This is a genomic window from Nitrospina sp. P1_D6 (assembly GCF_052156615.1).
Lineage (GTDB): Bacteria > Nitrospinota > Nitrospinia > Nitrospinales > Nitrospinaceae > Nitrospina.
The window spans coordinates 748154-766673 of the sequence record NZ_JBQKUN010000001.1 but is presented as its reverse complement, the minus strand read 5'-3'; the positions used below and the strand labels follow the sequence as shown (position 1 = coordinate 766673).

Annotated in this window: 18 protein-coding genes; 11 read left to right on the top strand and 7 right to left on the bottom strand. The window is 56.2% G+C overall.

All coding sequences use genetic code 11. From position 1 onward, the window contains the following. Positions 1–21 precede the first annotated feature (21 nt). From flhA to ACTRXA_RS03570, 6 genes are all read left to right on the top strand, one after another. Positions 22–2112, top strand: a complete 2091-nt coding sequence (gene flhA, locus ACTRXA_RS03595; RefSeq protein ID WP_442425839.1) for a flagellar biosynthesis protein FlhA — start codon at positions 22–24, stop codon at positions 2110–2112. Beyond that, the gene (gene flhF, locus ACTRXA_RS03590) at positions 2102–3205 is read left to right on the top strand and encodes a flagellar biosynthesis protein FlhF (protein WP_442425838.1); all 1104 of its coding nucleotides are present in this window, start codon (positions 2102–2104) and stop codon (positions 3203–3205) included. Before flhA ends, flhF begins: the two co-directional genes overlap by 11 nt. Before the next feature lie 88 nt (positions 3206–3293). Continuing rightward, positions 3294–4118, top strand: a complete 825-nt coding sequence (locus tag ACTRXA_RS03585; RefSeq protein WP_442425837.1) for a MinD/ParA family protein — start codon at positions 3294–3296, stop codon at positions 4116–4118. Continuing rightward, positions 4115–4366: a hypothetical protein gene (locus ACTRXA_RS03580; protein ID WP_442425836.1), complete on the top strand. Its 252-nt coding sequence runs from the start codon at positions 4115–4117 to the stop codon at positions 4364–4366. The genes ACTRXA_RS03585 and ACTRXA_RS03580 overlap by 4 nt, the downstream gene beginning before the upstream one ends. A gap of 13 nt (positions 4367–4379) precedes the next feature. Further along, on the top strand, positions 4380–5141 hold the full coding sequence (locus ACTRXA_RS03575) for a FliA/WhiG family RNA polymerase sigma factor (protein WP_442425835.1): 762 nt from the start codon (positions 4380–4382) through the stop codon (positions 5139–5141). 1 nt (position 5142) lies between these two features. After that, a complete protein-coding gene (locus ACTRXA_RS03570) occupies positions 5143–5553 on the top strand; it encodes a DoxX family protein (protein ID WP_442425834.1) in 411 nt (136 codons plus the stop codon). Positions 5554–5587: 34 nt separating this feature from the next. Here the strand turns inward: ACTRXA_RS03570 and ACTRXA_RS03565 are convergent, their stop codons facing one another. From ACTRXA_RS03565 to ACTRXA_RS03540, 6 genes are all read right to left on the bottom strand, one after another. Next, positions 5588–6529 (bottom strand): lysophospholipid acyltransferase family protein, encoded by a 942-nt coding sequence (locus ACTRXA_RS03565; protein ID WP_442425833.1) that lies wholly within the window; start codon positions 6527–6529, stop codon positions 5588–5590. Between the two features lie 57 nt (positions 6530–6586). Further along, entirely contained in the window at positions 6587–6967 is a 381-nt protein-coding gene (acpS, locus tag ACTRXA_RS03560) for a holo-ACP synthase (protein ID WP_442425832.1), read from the bottom strand. A gap of 74 nt (positions 6968–7041) precedes the next feature. Continuing rightward, positions 7042–7692, bottom strand: coding sequence for an L-threonylcarbamoyladenylate synthase (locus tag ACTRXA_RS03555; RefSeq protein WP_442425831.1), 651 nt, complete (start codon positions 7690–7692; stop codon positions 7042–7044). Beyond that, positions 7670–8203, bottom strand: a complete 534-nt coding sequence (gene purE / locus ACTRXA_RS03550) for a 5-(carboxyamino)imidazole ribonucleotide mutase (RefSeq protein ID WP_442425830.1) — start codon at positions 8201–8203, stop codon at positions 7670–7672. Before purE ends, ACTRXA_RS03555 begins: the two co-directional genes overlap by 23 nt. A 129-nt stretch (positions 8204–8332) precedes the next feature. Then, the gene (locus ACTRXA_RS03545) at positions 8333–9616 is read right to left on the bottom strand and encodes an MFS transporter (protein WP_442425829.1); all 1284 of its coding nucleotides are present in this window, start codon (positions 9614–9616) and stop codon (positions 8333–8335) included. A gap of 114 nt (positions 9617–9730) precedes the next feature. Then, entirely contained in the window at positions 9731–10195 is a 465-nt protein-coding gene (locus tag ACTRXA_RS03540; RefSeq protein WP_442425828.1) for a tetratricopeptide repeat protein, read from the bottom strand. A 53-nt stretch (positions 10196–10248) separates the two neighbouring features. Between ACTRXA_RS03540 and ACTRXA_RS03535 the strand changes: the two genes are divergently transcribed. Further along, positions 10249–11613, top strand: a complete 1365-nt coding sequence (locus tag ACTRXA_RS03535; protein WP_442425827.1) for a competence/damage-inducible protein A — start codon at positions 10249–10251, stop codon at positions 11611–11613. 270 nt (positions 11614–11883) lie between these two features. Here ACTRXA_RS03535 and ACTRXA_RS03530 read toward each other — a convergent pair whose 3' ends face one another. Continuing rightward, complete coding sequence (locus tag ACTRXA_RS03530; RefSeq protein ID WP_442425826.1) at positions 11884–12534, bottom strand: rhomboid family intramembrane serine protease; 651 nt, start codon at positions 12532–12534, stop codon at positions 11884–11886. Between the two features lie 98 nt (positions 12535–12632). On the opposite strand from ACTRXA_RS03530, the gene ACTRXA_RS03525 reads away from it, so the two are divergent. From ACTRXA_RS03525 to ACTRXA_RS03510, 4 genes are all read left to right on the top strand, one after another. Then, positions 12633–15041: an SUMF1/EgtB/PvdO family nonheme iron enzyme gene (locus ACTRXA_RS03525; RefSeq protein WP_442425825.1), complete on the top strand. Its 2409-nt coding sequence runs from the start codon at positions 12633–12635 to the stop codon at positions 15039–15041. Positions 15042–15343: 302 nt separating this feature from the next. Then, positions 15344–16693: an HD domain-containing phosphohydrolase gene (locus ACTRXA_RS03520; RefSeq protein ID WP_442425824.1), complete on the top strand. Its 1350-nt coding sequence runs from the start codon at positions 15344–15346 to the stop codon at positions 16691–16693. Between the two features lie 3 nt (positions 16694–16696). Then, positions 16697–17569: a motility protein A gene (locus tag ACTRXA_RS03515; protein WP_442425823.1), complete on the top strand. Its 873-nt coding sequence runs from the start codon at positions 16697–16699 to the stop codon at positions 17567–17569. Between the two features lie 9 nt (positions 17570–17578). Next, on the top strand, positions 17579–18400 hold the full coding sequence (locus tag ACTRXA_RS03510; protein WP_442425822.1) for an OmpA/MotB family protein: 822 nt from the start codon (positions 17579–17581) through the stop codon (positions 18398–18400). The last annotated feature ends 120 nt before the right edge of the window (positions 18401–18520 follow it).

The window sequence follows — 18520 nt, the reverse complement described above, 5'->3', positions numbered from 1 at the left end:
TTTGAAAGGATGAAAAACTGAATGGCCACTCAAGCACAGGTTCAGGCGATCATGGCATCGCGCCCGAGGGAAATCGGCATCGCACTCGGCATGATCTCCGTGCTTGTGGTGATGGTGATTCCCATTCCAACTTTTCTCCTCGACCTGCTTCTTTCATTCAGCCTCACCTTTTCGCTCGTCATTCTGCTGGTCGCCATCTTCATGATCTCGGCGCTGGACTTTTCCGTGTTTCCGTCGCTTCTTCTGATGGTCACGCTGGTCCGGCTTTCCCTGAATGTGGCCTCGACCCGCATCATTCTCCTGCATGGTGACGAAGGCCCGCACGCGGCGGGGCAGGTGATTGAGTCGTTCGGCTCGTTTGTCGTTGGCGGCAATTATGTCGTCGGTGCGGTCATTTTCATCATCCTCGTCCTTATCAACTTCATCGTCATCACCAAGGGTTCGGTGCGCACGTCGGAAGTGGCGGCACGGTTCACGTTGGACGCCATCCCCGGGAAACAGATGAGCATCGACGCCGATCTGAACGCCGGTCTCATCACCGAGGAAGAAGCGCGAACACGGCGGCGCAACCTGGAGCGGGAAGCGGATTTTTACGGTGCGATGGACGGTGCCATCCGCTTTGTGCGGGGAGACGCGGTGGCGGGGATCCTGATCACGCTCATCAACGTTCTGGGTGGTTTTGCCATTGGCGTGTTCCAGCAGGACATGGGTGTGGGTGAGGCGGCACGGGTGTACACGCTTTTGACCATCGGTGACGGACTGGTCACACAACTTCCGGCACTGGTCGTTTCCACCGCCGCAGGCCTTGTGGTGACCCGCGCTACAACGGAACGCAACCTGCCCGCCGAACTGGTGCAACAGGTGGTCAAAAATCCGGCGGCGTTTTCCATCTCTTCCTTCGTGCTGTTCTTCTTCGGTCTCATTCCCGGCCTGCCTCACATTCCGTTTTTCTTTTTGGCGGCCGCCACCGGTTATATCAGCTACCGGTTGTACCAGGAACGGTTGAAGCAGGAAGCCATGGAAATGAAACGGATCGAGGAAGTCCAGAGCGCCCCCATCCCGGAGAAAGTGGAATCCATCCTGCCCCTGGATGTGATGGAGCTCGAAGTGGGGTATGAGTTGATCCCGTTGGTTGACGCCAACCGCAATGGCGAACTGCTTGACAGGATCAAGTCCATCCGCCGTCAGTTTGCACTGGAGATGGGTTTCATCGTACCGCCGCTTCACATCCGCGACAACCTGCAACTCAAATCCAGTGATTACGCCGTTTTGATCAAGGGCGTCGAGGTGGTGCGCGGTTCGGTGATGATGGGTCGGCTTTTGGCGATGAATCCCGGCCAGACGGAAAAGGAAATCGAGGGCGTTCATACCAAGGAGCCGACATTTGGCCTGCCGGCAGTCTGGATCCAGGCCCGTGCTAAACAGGAAGCCCAGATGGCGGGATACACCGTGGTCGATCCGGCCACCGTCATCACCACGCACATCAAGGAAACCATCAAACGGTACGCGGCGGAGTTGCTGGGTCGCCAGGAAACCCAGGCCCTCATCGAAAAGTTCAAGGAAACCAATCCGAAGGTGATCGAGGAGTTGATCCCCAACCTGATGAACGTGGGCAAGGTACAGAAGGTTCTGCAAAACCTGCTTCGCGAACAGATTTCGGTCCGGGATCTACGTACCATTCTGGAAACCCTGGCAGACTATGCTCCGAAGGTGGACGATCCGGACCTGCTTACCGAATACGTACGGCAGGCGATGGCGCGACCCATCACCAGGCAGTACGCGGGTGATGGGGAAACTTTGTCGGTCATCACCTTCGACCGCAACATTGAAGAAGCCATTCAGCAATCGATCCAGCGCACCGAATTGACGTCCTTCCTGGCACTGGACCCGACGGTTGCCGAGCAGATTTTGAGACGACTCAAAGAAGCCGTGGAGGAAGCGACACCGATAGCGGAGACTGTACCGGTCCTGTTGACCTCGCCCGCAATTCGCATGCATGTACGGCGGTTGACGGAGCGGTTCATCCCGGACCTCGTTGTGCTGTCGCACAATGAAATCATGTCCACGGCGCAAATCAAAACCCTGAGAGTGGTGACCCTCAATGCGAATTAAAAAGATTCTGGCGAACAGTTATCCTGAAGCTCTGACGCGTGTCAAAGAAGAGCTGGGCGAGGACGCTCTGGTGTTGAAGACCCGTTCCATCAAGTTTGGCCAGGAAGGAGGGGGCCAGGGCGCCTCCATGGTGGAGATCACTGCCGCCATGGAGGACGCTTCGCATCCCGCCTCCGTGATGACGATGGCGGAAGAACCGGGGAGGGAAGGTTTGGAACCCCTGGGAGCCAACCGGAAGTTTTTAAACTCGGGGAATGAAGATCGCGAAATGCGTTCCCTCATTTACACCTTGTTGTCCCAAACCGAACGTGCGAAATCTATGGGTCTGCACGGGGAACAACTTCACACCTATCAGCATCTCGTCGAATGCGGGATCGACGAACACCTGGCGGCGCGCGTATTTGAAACTCTCAACGAGAATTCACCCGGCATGGGCATAAACATGATTCAGGTGGAGGATCGTGTGGGGGAATCGTTCCACTTTTCCGGACCTATCCAGTTGGACGCGGTCGGACCCAAAATTGTTGCGTTGCTGGGTCCCACCGGTTCCGGCAAGACCACCACCGTGGCGAAACTCGCGGCACGGTTTGCTTTACTGGAACGCAAGAAAGTGGTGCTGGTTTCCCTCGATACCTTTCGCCTGGGTGCCCTGGAGCAGTTGCAGATTTACGGCGACCTCATGCGCGTTCCCGTGGAGATGGCGACCGACCGAAACGAATTTCTGCAGATACTCAATCGTCATCAGGATGCGGACCTGATTCTCATCGATACGATGGGACGCAACCCGCGTGACGAACAGTATGTGGAAGAGTTGAAGCAGATTTTCAGTGCCGCGCCCAATCTGGAAACGCATCTGGTGCAAAGCGCAACAGCGCAGGAAAGCGTGTTCGAGCATTCGCTGAAACAGTTTCAACCGTTGGGTGTGGACCGCATTGTGCTGACGAAGATCGATGAGGGCATGCAATTCGGCCATTTGTATAACATTGCGAGCCGTCACCCCGTTCCGTTTTCGTATTTTACCAATGGCCAGAGGGTGCCCGAAGACATTGAAGTGGCTTCACTCGAAGGGGTAATTCGTTTGATTTTTGGCTGAATTCATCTTAAATTAAAAAGGCTAACCTATGGTTTTTTCAGGCCTAACCGAAAGAACGGGCCGCCAGGCCAACACCTTGAGGCGCATCATGCAAAACGATTCCAGTAAACTCCCTCCAAAAGTTCTCGCCATCAGCAGTGGCAAGGGTGGCGTTGGCAAAACCAACGTCGTGGCCAACGTGGCGTGTGCGCTGTCGCGAAAAGGCAAAAAGGTGTTGATCTTCGATGCGGACATGGGCCTCAACAACATCGACATTCTGCTCGGGCTCGCTTCCCCCTTTCACATTGGGCACGTGTTCTCCGGCGAGAAGAAAATCGAAGATGTGCTGGTGGACGGACCGCGTGGGATCAAGGTGCTTCCGGCGAGCAACGGATGGCAGGAATTGACCCTGCTGGACTCGGAAAAAAAGCTGTTATTGATGGAAGAACTCGACCGGATCAGCGGGGACTTCGACTACCTGCTGTTCGATACGGGCGCAGGCATCTCATCCAACGTGACGTATTTCTGCAGTGCGGCGCATGATATCGTGCTCGTCGCCACCACGGAACCGACTTCGCATACGGATGTGTATGCGCTGATGAAGGTGTTGTTCCAGCAGCATCACCAGAAACGGTTTCGTCTCATCGTCAACGCGGTGAAGAACGAACGGGAAGCACTTGAGGTGTACAAGCGCCTGTCTACGGTCCTGGACCGTTTTCTTGGCGGTGTGACCCTGGAATACATGGGTTACGTCGTGCACGATGTCAATGTTTCCAAGGCAGTTCGCCAGCAGAAACCGTTTATTGAATTGTATCCGCATTCGAAGGTGAGTCAGTGCATCGACCTGGTGACGCAACGGATTTTGAAGGAACGCGACCGGTTTTCGCCAGACTCCGACCGGCCCTTTGCGTGGAGGAGTGTGTTGCAGATATGATGACTCCGTTTCAGGCAAAGAAAGCCGCACTGGTATTTGCGCTGTTTGCTTTTATCCTGCTGTCGCTGGGAAGTTGGATTTCGGGGGCGCGGGTATTGGCGGCCGTGGTGCGGGGCGTCGAAGGGTTCTTTGTATTTGGCGGGCTGGCCTGGGCGGTATGCGCGCTTGTGTCCACCCATGAGCCACAGGAAAAAAAGAAGAAAAAGAAACGTCCCCAGAAGGGGCGGAACCTGGATCAAACGGTGTGAAGGGTGAATGATTATGGCAGGTAAGCCGCAACCGGCAGAAGAAATTCCCATCTCTCCGGAGAACACGGAACAGATCATCCTGGAGTATTCTCCCATGATCAAGTACGTGGCGAACCGGATTGCCATGCGGCTTCCATCGCACATTGAGGTGGACGACCTCATCAGCGTCGGGGTGCTGGGGCTGATTGATGCCATCGAAAAATACGATCCCAACCGCGGTGCCAAATTCAAAACTTATGCAGAGTTCCGCGTGCGCGGTTCCATCCTCGATGAACTGCGCAATCTCGACTGGGTACCCCGGTCGGTGCGTCAAAAGGCATCGGAAATGGACGCCCTCACAAACCGTTTACAGGGCAAGTTCGGCCGGCCCCCGGAGGATGAAGAGATCGCCGAGGAGATGGGCGTCAGCATTGAAGAATTCTTCACCGCGATGAACGAGACCCGCAGTGTTCCCATCCTCAGCCTCGAAGATCTGGGCATCAACAAGGAAACGGGGGAACAGCAGAATCTGCTCGATTGTCTGATAGGCGACATGGAATCGGATCCGCAAACCCAGATCCGTCTCAATGAACTGAAAAAAATCATCGCCGAAGCCATCGACGCCCTTCCGGAAAAAGAACGGCTCATGATTTCGCTGTATTATTACGAAGAGCTGACAATGAAAGAGATCGGAGAGGTGCTGAATATCACTGAATCACGCGTATCACAGATTCATTCCAAAGCGGTCTTTCGACTGAGGACCAAATTGAAATCCATTCTGGCTGACGAGGTGTGACGTGAAGCTCATTCCCAAGATTCCTTTTTCGTATCCCGAAATCGGGCTGTTGATTCTGCGGGTGGCCGTCGGTGTTGTGTTTGTGTATCACGGCTCGATGAAATTGTTTGGCCCGGGAGGTGTGAGCGGGTTTGCCGGTTCACTGGCTCAACTGGGAGTTCCCACTCCGGGAATCAATGCGTGGCTGGCAACCCTGGCGGAGTTTCTGGGCGGGATGGCGCTCATTTTCGGAGTTTACGCGAGGTGGGCGACGTTACCGTTGATCTTTGTCATGCTGGTTGCCATCCTCACTGTACACGGGCCGAATGGTTTCAGCATGAGGAACAACGGGTTCGAGTACCAGTTCACTTTGATCGCGGCGCTCGCCGCGATTTTCCTCACCCGGTCGGAGAAATGGCACATCAAGCAGTGACCATGCGACTTAATTCCTTCTTGAACTAACCCGGTCAGTAAACCGGCAGGTGCCGCTCTTCAGGCGGACGCGATTTCCATCTTCTGTGAAACCACATCCACGGTTCCGGATAATCGCGGATGACCTCTTCCAGCACCTTTTCACACTGCTCGGTCCAACGGTAAATGTCCCCCTCCTTGTCACCCGTTTTTTCCAGTTTGAGCGGTGGCTTGTAAACGACCTTGTAACGGCCCTTACCGATGGGAACGCTGAAAATAGGCAGGATGGGCGCGCCCGTGCTGTAGCTGAGTGCGGCCAGAGACCGCGCCGTGGCGGCTTTCTTCCCGAAAAAATCCACGAACAGAGCGAAATCGCCACCGTTCTGGTCCATCAACACGGTGATGCTGCTTTTTCCTTTCAGCGCACGCACGATGCGGATGAGCGATGTGTCCTTGTGCAGGATGCGGTTTCCGGAGGTCAGCCGCATGTCCATGAAAAATTTTTCCAGGTAAGGGTTGTCGAGCCGCCGGGCCACAGCGTAATGCTGGGTTGTGTTCATGAACCCGTGATACAGCCCCAGGATCTCCCAGTTGCCGTAGTGGGCCATCAATACCAAAAACCCGGTATCGCCCTTTTCACATTGATCCAGGTATTCGCGGCCTTCCACTTCCATACCGATCAATTGATGCACGCGGTTTTTTGTGTCGCGGCAAACCCAGATGCATTGCAATGCCGAGAGAATCATCTGACGCATGGAGGCTTTGGTGATGCGGTCTTTTTCTTCCGGGGTTTTACGGTCACCGTAGGCGATGTCGAGATTGATGCGCGCGATGCGCCGCCGCTTTCGGGACACGCGAAACCAAAGCGCTGCGATCCCTCCCGACAACCGGTACAGGGTGGTGGAGGAAAGACTCATGATGACGCCGATCACAGGACGGAACAGGGCGTATTCAATTCGATAACGGATTTTTCTGGAAAGTGTATTGCGTGAACTCAATCTTGATTCTCAATTCGGATTCAACGGGGCAGGTCTTGCGGGAGGTGTGCAGTGGGTTCAAACGGTTTCCGCAACGGCCTGCGCAATGGCGTACACGTTGTCGTGGGACATTGAAATATGAATATCTTTCAGTTTGAGGGTTTCGCAAATCTCGCGGCACTTGCCCGTGATGTTCAAGGCGGGTTGCCCCGACTCCCGGTTCAGGATTTCAAGGTCACGCCAGGTGATGCCACCGGCCATTCCTGTACCGAGCGATTTCAAAACCGCTTCCTTGGCGGCAAATCGCGCCGCATAATGTTTGAACGGTTCCGGGCGCGAACGACAATATTCGATTTCGCGTGGCGTGAACACACGCTCCTCAAACCGTTCTGCATGATTTTCCAAAGATTTTTGAATCCGGGAAATCTGGATGATGTCAATGCCCGTGCCGTGGATCATAAACGCCCTTAAAAAATTGTAATAATTATAGGGCAGGAACAAGCAAATGGTAAGCCCGTTTTGCCTGCAAAGCGTCAGGCCGGCGAGATACCGAGGGCCGCTTCGATATCGGCCCGGGCAATGGCCCCTTCGCGCACGATGACGGGGGGAGTCGAAGTGATGTCCAGAACGGTCGATGGGGCACCCCCTGGAGCGGGTCCCGCGTCGATGATCCAATCAATGGCGCTGCCGATCGACTGGTTCACATCGTCGGCATTGAGCGGGTTTTCGGTTTCGCTTTTGTTGGCACTGGGGGCGGTGAGGGCGTGACCCAGGTCGCGTACCAGTTGCCGGGCAATCGCCGAGTCCGGCAGCCGGATACCGATCTTCCCCGTCCCCGCCGTCAGGGCTTTGGGAATGTCGTCGCGCGTCGGAAACAGCAGGGTCAGGGGGCCGGGCCAGAACGCATCCATGGCTTTCACCGCAAGTTCCGGCACCTCTGCCGCCCAGTCCTTCAGTTGCTCGCGGTCATCGATGAGAACCAGAATGGGCTTGTCCGCCGGGCGTTCCTTGATGGTGAAAATCTTTTCCACCGCCTCGGCGTTGCCGGGGTCCACACCCAGTCCATAAAACGTGTCGGTCGGGAACGCGATGGAGCCGCCTTCGGCAAGCGAACGTTTGATCGGCGTGATGACCGCCTGCAGCGTCTGCGGAAACTGCGGGTCAACCTGAAGACGATTCGCCATACGGTGTCTTCAGGTTTTTGCTTTTGCGTTCGACCTGCTTGGCCTGATCTTTTTTGTACTTCAACAGTTGTTTTGCCAGGTCATTGTCGTCGAGTGCGAGAATCTGCACCGCCAGCAAGCCGGCGTTTTTTGCCCCCGCCTTGCCGATGGCCATGGTGGCAACCGGAATGCCGCCTGGCATCTGCGCCGTGGACAACAGGGAGTCGAGGCCCTGCAGGACGGAAGTGATGGGCACGCCGATCACCGGCAGGGTGGATTCGGCCGCGATTACGCCCGCCAGATGCGCTGCGCCGCCGGCCCCTGCGATGAACACGCGGATGCCGCGTTTCTTAGCGCCATTGACATAATCGCGCGTCCGTTCCGGGGAACGGTGTGCGGAAGAAACCAGGATTTCGTGATTCACTCCAAATTGTTCAAGGACCTTGCTTGCTTCTTCCATCGTGGTGAAGTCGGAGTCGCTTCCCATCAGAATGCCGACACGCGGCAAATTTTTTTTCTTTTTGGTAGCCACTGTTTGGAATCCTTTAATATTTGATTGGGATCGCGTCCCGTTCGACGGAACGGGCGCGGAAAATTAAATTGAAGTCCTGCGTTTATAGCAAGATTCCCGGGGCAGTTCAAGAGGGACCGCAGAAACGGTTCATTTCGGCTCGATGGGCTCGAAATCCTCCGCCGGAATGGGGCCGCGTTTGCGCCTTCCGTGCTTGATCTCCGGGATCAGCATGACGGTGGCGATGATCATCATGCTGAAAGAAATGAGGCCGATGTTCACGGGACCAACCTGGTTCACCATCCAGAACCCGAGCATCGGGCCGATGGTGCCTCGCACGCCGGTGAGACCAACGTGGACCGACATGTAGGCCGCAACTTTCCCAGGCGGGGCGTATTTGGTGACCCACAGGCTCCACGCAATGGCGCCTCCGCCGAAGGCCATGCCAATGAACGCCGAGGCGGTGGCGATGAGGTAGGGGTCCTTCGTCAGGAAAAACAGACCGACGCCGATAGCGAACAGCAGGTTCAGAATCATACGCAGGATGATGAAGTTCATCTTGTCGAACAGCCGTGCCAGAAACGGCGTGGACAGGGCGCGCATGAGGTCCGGGATGACGGTGATGATGAGCGCCACGAACAACGCGGAGCCCTCGATGCCGTATTTGCTGGAAGTGATGTAATCGACACGCAGGGGCAGGGTCCACAGGTTGGCAAAGCCCATGATGAACCACGTCAAAAGAACATAGCCGAAGTTGCGGTCCTCGAACACCAGCTTCAGGTTGCCGAGCGGGTTTTTATGCTCGCCGTTTTCGATGATGCCGGAAGGCATGGCGTACACCACGCAGGCTTTGCCGATGGCCGCCAGCCCCAGGGTGGCCAGAATCCAGCGGTAGTTTTCAAGATCCGCATCCATGGCGGCGGACCCCAGGAACCCCGCGACCACCGAGACCAGCACCAGTGCCAGCACCGAGCGGGAAAAGTACTTGCCGCGCTGGTCTTCCGGGTAATTGTCGTTGTAGATGGCGGTGAGAAACGGCACCAGGCTGGTGAGCGCCATGAACGCCAGCACCAGGCACACGGTGTATGTGGCCAGCGTATTGGCGAATGCCGCTGCGAACAGCAGCACGCCGCACACGGCGGCGGGAAGTGCGCCCAGTACGGATTTGCGGAACCCCGATTTTGAAGCGTAATGCACGAGAAGCAGGGAGACCAGCATGCCGATGAACGGGGCGGAACCGATCAACGCCTTGGACATGTCTCCCGCCTGAAACACGCGGATGGCGATGAACAGGCCAAACGTCTGCGTGCCGGCGGTCAGAATGCCGCGGCACACACCGCGGGCGAGATCCAGACGGAACGTCCGGCGGGTGCGCGTTTCCGCATCCAACCCGGCGCTGGTGTCCTCGGACCAGCGGGCGCGAAATCCGAACAAGGCAACTCCTTACGATGGCGTGTTGATCGTGATGGAAAGCACTGCGCTTTGGAAATGATGTTCCCAGGGAGGCGGTGTCAATCGGTTGTCTAAAAGACTAAAACACTTCGCAGATCAATTCAACTTGCCGCGGCAGAGGCCGATGTAGTGGCGGTTGTCCTCGGCGTAAGGCTGGATCTCCAGCGCTTTCTGAAAGCTGTGAATGGCTTCGTTGAGGCGGCCAAGGTGAAACTGGCACATGCCCATTCCGTTCCAGGCGCCGAAGTGATGCGGGATTCTTTCAACCACCTTCCGGCATTCGGCTATGGCTGCTTCGTAGTCTCCTTCCAGGTAAAGCACCGTGGCGAGCTTGTTGTGGGCTTCGGTGTATTCGGGAAACTGATCGACCAGATCCGCAAAGTGAAGGCGGGCCCGCGAAAGTTCTCCCGAATCCATGAAGCGGATGCCTGCATAGAGCTTTCTCTCCGCCGCCTCACCGCACTCCTGGTACCAGCGCATCCAGAGGGATTGCGTGGCCTGTTTGCGGATCTTCGGGTCCACTTTTTTCAGGTCGTTCAAAAGCCGTTCGATATCGTTCATAATGCCAATGGAAGAGGGCAGGGCCGGGGCTCGTCGTTGAGTTTCGCCGGCGAATGTGGTCCAATCAAGCCTACTTGATCGCCCCGGTTCAATACAAGCAGGAATTCGCGAAGAACCGGACCCCGGCCCCGGGCGTTCCGGCAAGTGTTATCGATTCCATGAAGAAAAAAAACGATATACCCCAGGCCGAAATCGTCGCCGTCGGCAACGAATTGCTGAACGGTCTTGTTTCAGACACCAACTCGACCTTCATCTGTGGCCAGTTGCGCATGCACGGATTGCAGGTGGGACGCATCTCCGTCGTAGGCGACGACGCCGACGCGATCCGTTCGGCACTGGACCAGGCTCTGTCCCGGGTCGATTTGGTTATCGTGACCGGCGGCCTCGGGGCGACGCACGACGACATCACCAAGGACGTGCTGGCCGATTACTTTGGCACTCCGCTGGTGCGGGACCCGAAAGTGGAGGAGATGATCCGCGTATTTTTTGAAAAGCGGCAAAGGCCGGTTCCCGATGCGGCGCTTCGCCAGGCGGAGGTGCCGAGGGACGGACGCCCGCTGTACAACGACCAGGGCACCGCCCCCGGTTTGATGTTCGAGCGCGGAGAGCAGCGGGTCTATGTTCTTCCCGGCGTGCCGCGCGAGGCCGAGTACCTGACCCGGCAGTACATTCTTCCCGATGTTGCGGTTGCCGGAAACCTGTGCCTGCAACAACGCATGTTGTGGACCACGGGTCTGGTCGAGTCCGCCCTGTGGGAAATGTTCGGGCCTGTTGACAAGTTGGAGAACCTGGTGCAGGTGGCGTCGTTGCCCTCCCACCTCGGTGTGCGCATTCATCTCACCGCTTACGGAAAAAACGTCGAGGAAACTTCCGTTAAAATTGAACAGGCCGAAGTTCTTTTGCAGAAGGTCCTCTCCTCATATATCTACGCCCGGGATGAAGAAACCATGGAAAGTGTGCTGGGGCAACTTTTGGCCGATCGGGGCGAAACCGTCGCTGTCGCGGAGTCCTGCACGGGCGGATTGATCGGTCATCGTCTGACAAATATTCCCGGAAGTTCCCGTTATTTTCTGCAGGGATGGTTGACATACAGCAACCAAGCGAAGATCAAAAACCTGGGTGTGGATGCCGCACTGGTGGAACGCCATGGTGCCGTGAGTGAAGAGGTTGCGCGTGCCATGGCGGAAGGGGCCCGCCAACGTGCCGGTACAGACTGGGCGGTGTCGGTGACGGGGATCGCCGGTCCGGATGGGGGTACGGCAACCAAACCGGTGGGTCTTACCTATATCGCCGTTGCGGGTAAAACACTTACCTCATGTCAGAAATTTGTGTTTCCGCAGGACCGCGTACGAAATAAAGAACGTGCCGCACAAGCCGCATTGAACCTTCTCCGTTTGCACTTAATCGGGTTAAAATAACCCCCGAGAATCGGTATTAATTCAGGCGCCCTGCCTGAGGGATGGAAGTGTGTGACGAAGGAAGGGAACGTGACTTTTATACAGTGCCACCAGTGTCAAAAAGAATTTGAAGATGGTTTCCAGATTTGCCCGTACTGCGGTGCTCCGTACGGAGCGAGTGGAGCACATTACCCCCGTGTGCCCAACTGGATGTTCGGTGCGATCCTTGTTTTGTTTGCGGTGCTCGCGTCGATATTGTTTTATTCGTTGATGACATTTTGATCCGGAGGTTCATCCGGTGCGGGCGCTCATTCGGAAGGGATGGATGAGCACCGCGCCGACGATGAACCCGCCGATGTGCGCGAGCCACGCCACGCCTCCTCCGTCCGGTCCCGCCGCCATGTTGTTCAACACCTGCAACCCAATCCACAGCAGCAACAGGAAGATTGCCGGGATGCGCACGATGGTGATGAAGAACCCGAGGAATACCAGCGTCTTGACGCGGGAAAAGGGAAACAGCATCAGGTACGCGCCGAGGATTCCAGAGATGGCGCCGCTGGCGCCCACCATGGGGATGGTTGAGTCCAGATCGGCGGAAACATGCGCCGCCGCCGCCAGCGCCCCGCAGGTCAGGTAAAAAAGGACGAACCGCAATTTTCCCAGCTGGTCTTCAATATTATTTCCGAAAATCCACAGGTACAGCATGTTTCCCGCCAGGTGTCCCAGGCCGGCATGCATGAACATCGATGAAAAAACGTTTGGATAATTCTCAAGCGGCCGGTTTGTCAACTGGTACGGTACCAGTCCGTATTCGGTGATGAATTGTGTTCCCTCCCGGGCCAGCGACAGCTCCCAGAAAAATACCAGGGTATTGGCGGCGATGAGGCCGATGGTGAAGATGGGGAAGGTGCGGGTCGGGTTTTCGTCGTGGAGTGGGATCATGGCGGTTTGAACCGGATGGCCGGATTCCTGTATGCTACGCTTTCAGGGATGATTCGGATACAATGAGAAGGTTCCACCGATTATATGGGAAAACCGCCTTGAGTGAAAGTGAAGACACACCCATTCTTCGCCCGGAAAGCGAAGCGCCGAAAGCCATCACGCGTCCCGAAGAATCGCCCGAGTGGGTGGTCGAGGTGTACCGCAGGCAGATGCTGCGTGAGGTGAAGGAAGATCTCGACGGCATACTGGGAGAAGGGCGCGAAGCCGACCGCTTCATCGAGCCTGTGTTGCTCGACAACAACCCCGTGCGCTTTCGTCAGAGCCTGCACGAGCAGGTGTTTCCCACGCCGCGCGAGATCACCGAAAACCTGCTGGACGTTTCCCCGACCAAGGTTTTCCTGGAAGCCCCTTCGGGCATGGGAAAATCCACCTTCCTGAAAGTCTATCAGGAACGCATGCTGAAAGTGGAAGCACCGGAGGAATACCCCGTGCCCGTGATCTGCGATCTGTCGCGCCTGGCGGACGGCACCGGTTTCGGAGAGTTCTACCCGATGTTCTACCGTGAGGTGATGGACGTCGTCCTGCGCGAGCAGGAAGAACAGGAAGACCTCGTCATAAACGAAGAACTCCTGGGCCGGACGGTGGAACGGCTGGTGTGGACGGGACAGATTCTGTTTCTGCTGGACGGCTTCGAGCAGATGCTTCCCGAGGACCGGTTTCGTTTCTACATGGATGTGATCGTCGACGGCGACGCGCTGAAAGACAATTTCATCCTGATCGCCACGCGACCGGTGGGGTTTGGTCCGCTGGCCACCACCTCCATTGTACGGCGCGGGCAGGACGCCAGTTTCCGGGTCCGCATCCAGCCGGTGGAGGAAAAACAGCGGAAAGCCTTTCTTCCCGAATCCGTGTGGAAGGAAAACCTGGGTCACCTGGCTTTGTATTTTCCGGAAACGCTCCAGGTGCCGTATGTCCTGCACATGGTGAAAGAGGCGGCGTCGGATGAGTCCGCCGGAGTAAAAAACCGATCGCAGGTGTATCGGTACTGGATCACACAGCATTTGAAAAGCCGGTTTCCAAAGAAAGGTGAAGAATGGATTGAAGACGCGTTCCGGCAGTTGGAGCAGGTGTCGTATCGCCTGATCAGGGAAGGTAGAAACCAGCGGCAGGAGACGGTGGATACGGGATTCGACAAGGACCTGCTTTCAGACTGCGCCCCCGCGCGCAACGTCTTGGTGGAAGAGGGCGATATCCTGCCCGGTTTTGACGGTCTGATGGCCTGGAACCGCAAGCGGTGGGAGTTCCGGCATCCTTCGCTTCAGGAATATTTTTCCGGGCGCAAACTGGCCGAACTCCCCGACTGGCGGGACCTGGTGAAAGAACGCTGCCGTGACCCCAAATGGTACGACGTGTTTCAGTTTTTCGGTGGCGAGTTGAAAGAAGGGACCGACGAATTGATCGACCTGCTTATCGAGCACGGTGCGGTGTTTCTGGCCGGGCAGGTGCTTCCGGAAATCGAGGGCATCTCCGAGTCGCGGCGTCTTCTGGTGAACCAGTTGTTGAAGTACCAGTGCCGGGAGACGTACCCGCAGTTTGCGAAAAACCGTGTGGTGCGTGTGGAACAGGTGGTGGAGGCTTACGGCGCGGATTCCCTGCGGCCGGTACTCGAGCGATTGTTGCAGCGCGACCGGCGTGATTCCCGCATCCTGTTCGGCCTGCTGGAGCTGGTGTGCTTCCTGCACGGCATTGCGTTGGGCGAAGTGGTCGATGCACAGGATTGGAAACGCGTCCGCTCGCTTCCGGAACTGGAAGCATTCTTTGCCGAATCGAGAGACCCGCAAACGGTGGACCGCAGTGTGGTCCAGAAGTGGGGCGAGTGTGTGACCGTGCCTGCGGGCCCGTTCATTTACCAGGACGAGCGCGACGACGAAGACCGCATCGGCATGCGCGAGTATGCCATCATGAAATACCCTGTCACCAACGCCCTGTTCCGGCAATTCGATCCGAACTTCGCTCCGCGGTTCCCCACCTATTCTCTGGACGACGATCAGCCGGCCATCGGCATCAATTATTATGAGGCTACCGTGTTCGCCCTGTGGCTCGGCATGCGCCTTCCCACCGAAAAGGAATGGGAGAAAGCGTCCCGGGGGCCCAACGGCCTCGATTACCCCTGGGGCGAAGCGCAGGGATATCAGGAAGGGTACTGCAATACCGCCGACTTCGTGGTGGGGCGCACCACGCCCGTGACTCAATACGAGGAGGGGAGTTCTCCCTACGGTTGCTACGACATGGCAGGCAATGTGTGGGAGTGGTGCGTGCAGTTTCATTCCTCTAAATTCACCACACAGAAAATCGTGCGTGGCGGCTCCTGGCTGAATTACATGGTCCAGGCCAAATGCACGTTTCGCAATTCATTCGACCCGGCCGATATCTACCCCGCAGTAGGCTTCCGCTGCAGCTCACTTCCCTTTACCGAAATCGACGAGGAAGACGAAGACGAAGACTGAGTCACTCCCATTCGGACCCGCGGCTGGTCCACCCCCCCCAACCACCTCTTTTCACCCCGAGGTTGATTTTTCTTTGTAATTAAGACAACTGCTTATAAAGCTTGCCTTTTGCCGTACAGGGTGCGTTTCTTTCTGAATTTTCAGCAAATAACATTTAATGAATAGGCGGTTGTCGCCGTTAGGTTATGTGGAAACCCGTCTCGGAGGGGAGGGGAAACCGGGCCCGCTATTCTAATCGGCCCATATATCCGTCAATCTATAGAAGTGACCCTTCTGCCCATGGACCCTGCGGCCTCTGTTTAATGAACACTGAACTGGCAAAAAAATTACTGGTGATCGATGACGACGCCACGGTATCGGCCCTTGTGGAAGCTTACCTGAAGGAGGCGGTCGCACAGGCACAAGTGCAGGTTCAAAAAGCCATGTCCGGGGAAGAGGGTGTGCAGAAAGCGCTGGCGTGGAAACCGGACCTCATTTTCTGCGACCTGCGCATGCCGGGTCCCGATGGGTTCGAAGTCATCCGCCGCATCCGACAGTTCGGATTGAACGCCGTCGCGGTATTGATGTCCGGGTGCGCGGAACACGAAATCCTGGAACTGACCCAGGGGGCGCAAAAAGTGGGAGCGGAGGCGTTTTTACCGAAACCCCTGAAGGCCCATGAGGTCCATTTTTTCGTGAACTATGTTTTGCGGATGCTCACCGTGAGCCGGCAGCTTCAGGACAAAAACCAGCAGTTGGAAAAAACAGTTTTGGAGGCAAAGGAATACCAGAAAAAGATCATCGGGATCGGGCAGGGGTTGCAAAAAGAAAACAAACGGCTGCAGGCGGAATTGAAGGAAGCCTCGAGAAGGAACCTGCAACTCGAAGCCAAAAACGAACAGATCGAGGCGTTGAATGAAGACCTGATCCGTACTTTCCGCGCTACGGTCAATATGCTGACCAACATCATCGAGCTTCACCAGTCGGACCACCGGGGGCATCCGCAGAGAGTGGAAAAGATGTCCGATTTTATTGCGCAAAAACTTCAACTGTCCCCCCACCAGATTCAACACATACGCACCGCGGCCCGCCTGCATGAACTGGGGATCGTAAGCCAGCCCGCCAACGGCAACGGCCATGCAAAAAAGGAAAACCCTTCGGGCCCACCGAGGGTTCATCACACTCATCTGGCCGAGATGCTGTTGCGCCAGTTTCCAGGGTTCGATCCGACCGCTCAAATCATCCGTCATTTGTATGAGAACGTGGACGGCTCGGGAATACCGGAAGGCCTGAGCGGAGAAATGATCCCTATAGGATCTCGGATTGTTTCCGCCGCCAGTTTCTACGATCACGCACGTGTCAGTCACCCCGGTGAATCCCCCGATACTGTCATGAAATTACTGGAAAAGGAGAAGGGGACCCGTTACGATGAAGATATCGTTTCATTGCTGGGAGAGTTCGTTCACTCCTCTCTTTTTAAAGATATCGATACCATTGAGTGCACCGTTTTTACCCTTCAGGAAGGCATGCAGCTGGCGGCGGATTTGTACTCCCGGTCCGGTACCAGCGTGTTGCGCAAGGGAACCCTGATCGACAAAAGCACGTTGAGCAACGTGATACGGTTCAACAACCTCGATCCCATCGTCAGCACCATTAAAGTCAGAATAGTTTAGTTTATGGATATTGCGACCTTACTCGGAATTTTCATCGGCATTGGGCTGATCCTGGTGTCCATTCTGCAAAACAGCGGATTGGACCTGTTTGTCAGCGCGCCTTCGGTGATGATTGTTCTGGGTGGAACCTTTGCCGCCACGCTGGTTGCGTATCCGGTCAATGAGCTGTTCCGCATGCTGGGTCATTTCATTCGTGTATTCATAACCCGTAAGTCGGATTTGTATGAATTGATGGACACGATGGTTTCGATCTGCAGCATTGCCCGGAAGGGCGGGGTGCTGGCAATCGAGTCGAAGCTCAACATGATCGAAAACGAATTCCTGAAAAAAGGGTTGCGCCTCACCGTGGACGGCAAGGACGAGCATACGGTAGTGACCCTGATGAAGCGCGAGATCAAGCAGATTCAGCAGTCGCACAAGGATGGCTGGGAAATACTGAACGACATGGGTAAATTTGCACCCGCCTTCGGCATGGTGGGGACGCTCATCGGCCTCATTCAGATGCTGGCCTCTCTGGAGGATGTAAGCACCGTGGGCCCGCGCATGGCTGTGGCACTCATCACCACCTTTTACGGTGCGTTGCTGGCCAATCTCGTTTTCCTTCCCATGGCGGTGAAATTGAAACGGCGAAGTGCCGCGGAGACCCTGGAGATGAACCTGGTGCTGGAAGGCATCACCTATATACGCAAGGGAGTCAACCCGCGGTTCATGAAGGAGACTTTGGAAAACTACATCGACAACGCTGTGGGAAAGAACATCAAGAAAGAAGCGGAAGAAGAAGCGCGCAAAGGTGCGCCCAAGAAAGCGGGCGCCGCCAGAGGCCCGGCCCGCCCTCCGGGACAGGCGCCGGGAGCCACCCCCCGGCCCGCAAAGTGAGGTGAGGTAATGGGAACCAAACCATCCGGTCAGCCACCCACCCCCGATCTCCATCTCGACGACGACGAAGAGGTCATGGAAGAAACCACGGGAGTCGCTCCCTGGGTCATCACTTTCGCCGACATGGTGACCCTGCTCATGGTTTTCTTCATCCTGCTCTATGCCATGGGGACCATTGAAGAAGAGAAATTCAAGCAGCTCCGCCAATCCCTGAAAAGCGCCCTTGGCACCGAAAATCTTCCTGAACTTGGAACCCGTGAAGGACTGGACGTCATCAAAGACCTGGCCACGGCCCAGATGGACGACCAAACCATTCACGCTGTGGATGAAGTCGGGGCGATGGTGTCGAAGGAGATCAAGGAAATCACTTCCGAGGTGGAAGACTTTATTTACAAAAACAAACTCTCCGGGCAGGTGCAGGTCTCTCAGGGAGAGCGTGGGGCCATCATCACCATCTCGGATGTGGTGCTGTTTCCGCCGGGCAAGGCACGCATGACCTATAAAGGACGCGAGACGCTTAAAGACGTATTCGACCTGCTCAAACAGTTCAACTACGATGTCAAGATCGAAGGCCACACCGACGACACGCCGATCCGCACCGACCGCTTTCCCTCGAACTGGGAATTGTCTTCCGGCCGGGCGGCGGAGGTGGCCCGCATGCTCATCGCCGAAGGGTTCCCTCCTGAAAAACTGTCGGTGGAAGGCTTCGCCGAGTACCGCCCCAAAGTCCCCAACACCAGCGCCAAGAACCGCGCTGTCAACCGCAGGATTGAAATCGTTTACCAGCGTGGCAGTATCCGTAAGCGTATGGTCAACCTGTTGAACCGCTGATCGTGGCCACCCCATTCCCCATTCAATCCAAAACCCGTTTTTTGTCAATCAGTTAGCTTTGACAAGCGGGGACCACTCTGCTACTGTGAGGCATCCTGAGAAATGAGGGTTGACCTTTCG